The sequence below is a fragment of the thiotrophic endosymbiont of Bathymodiolus puteoserpentis (Logatchev) genome, assembly GCF_900127505.1.
GTDB lineage: Bacteria > Pseudomonadota > Gammaproteobacteria > PS1 > Pseudothioglobaceae > Thiodubiliella.
In genome coordinates, this window is record NZ_UEXF01000012.1 from 1 (window position 1) to 1478 (window position 1478).

At 39.0% G+C, this 1478-nt stretch carries 1 protein-coding gene; it reads right to left on the bottom strand.

Annotation, left to right across the window (positions count from 1 at the left end; translation table 11 throughout):
- Window positions 1–18 precede the first annotated feature (18 nt).
- Window positions 19–1356, bottom strand: coding sequence for an IS1380 family transposase (locus tag BHECKSOX2_RS00990; protein WP_139682100.1), 1338 nt, complete (start codon window positions 1354–1356; stop codon window positions 19–21).
- Window positions 1357–1478: the final 122 nt, after the last annotated feature.

Sequence of the window (1478 nt, forward strand, 5' to 3'; positions counted from 1 at the left end):
TTTTGTTGTTCGTTTAAATCAAGATAGCAACGGCTTAAACGCTTTGATGTTGTTTAGCACCTGAGTAAGTAAGTCATAATATTGTGCTTGGCACTTAACAATCACTTGTCTGCCATGTTGAAGTACTTTAGCGGCGATAGCATAGAAGCGATTGCGCACATACTTGGCTCTTTTATTGGCAAATTCAAGGGGTAATATTTGACGCATTAGTGCAAACAAGTTGTAAGACAAACTACAAATATCAAAATACAAGGCATTGGCATTAAAATCACCACAAGGCATTTGTCTTGCACCAAAATCATTTTTCAATTCTTTGATACGGTTTTCACTGTCTTCACCTCGTTGGTTGTAAAAATGGATAACCTTGCTGTCACTCAAAGTTTCAAGATTGGTGGCGATAGAGCGATAAATATATTGTCCACTGGTGATTTGTTCAGGGGCTTGGGTGCTGTTATTGCTGTCTAATTCTAAGTCTAATTCTACCTGCCCAGTAACAGAGCTCCTTTGCACGACTAAATCAAAGACTTTGCCATTATTACCCATAAAATGGCGCATTCTAAAAGTGGCTTGCCCATCAATGGCTTTGCCTTTTTTATCAACCAAAGGTTGCCATTGGTTGTCCTTATCTACAAAAATATCTTTAAGAGATTGACATATCTTTGCTCTGATACTAAATTCAATATCATGTTCAAAGCAATAATCAATAATACTGGCTTGATAGCCTGCTGCGTCTATTCTAAGTTTTTTGATGTTAGTGCCTTTAGGTAATGCGTCTTGAGAGATTTTGATAAAGTCAAGGTTGTCTTTTGCTGGTGATACATTACCCGCCCTAAAGTTAGTGGCAACAATCTGCCCTGTTTGGGCGATATGTCCTATTATTGGCATATAGCCCTTGTGTTTCTTATAAGTCCACTGAGCATCAGCTTTATTGGCAATGACTTCACTGGCATCAATATCAAGGGTGATGTTTTTGCAATGATTAAGCGTGGCTTTAAGCACAGTTTTATTGACCTTTTGTAAGGCTTTGATTCCTTGGTTGTCTTCACCTAAACGCCGAAGCCAAATGCCAATAGCCTGTGGGGTTGGCACGCTTTGATTGGTGATTAAGCGTAGCGCCTTGTCTTTGGCAATGTGGGTAGTATCATCTAAGCACTGACCACCTTCATGTTGACTTAATATCAAGGTATTGATAAAAGTGGAGGCTTTGAGTGCACAATTGCTACCAAGGGCTGGGAAGTGTTGATCAATGGTATTAGACAAACTCAATGTGTTAATGGTATGTGCAGTAGCAAGTAATCCAATGCGAGCGGTTAAAAGTTCGTTGGTAGAGGACAGTTTGTAGTTTAAAATTTTCATAAACGCAGTAAGGTTTGGTTGTGTATAAAAGGGATGTGATTGTCTTTTGTGTTTTCACCCAATGGGTGAAGCGGTTTTTTGGTTGAAATCATTATACCAGTTGGGGTTTGTGCGTTTTTTTG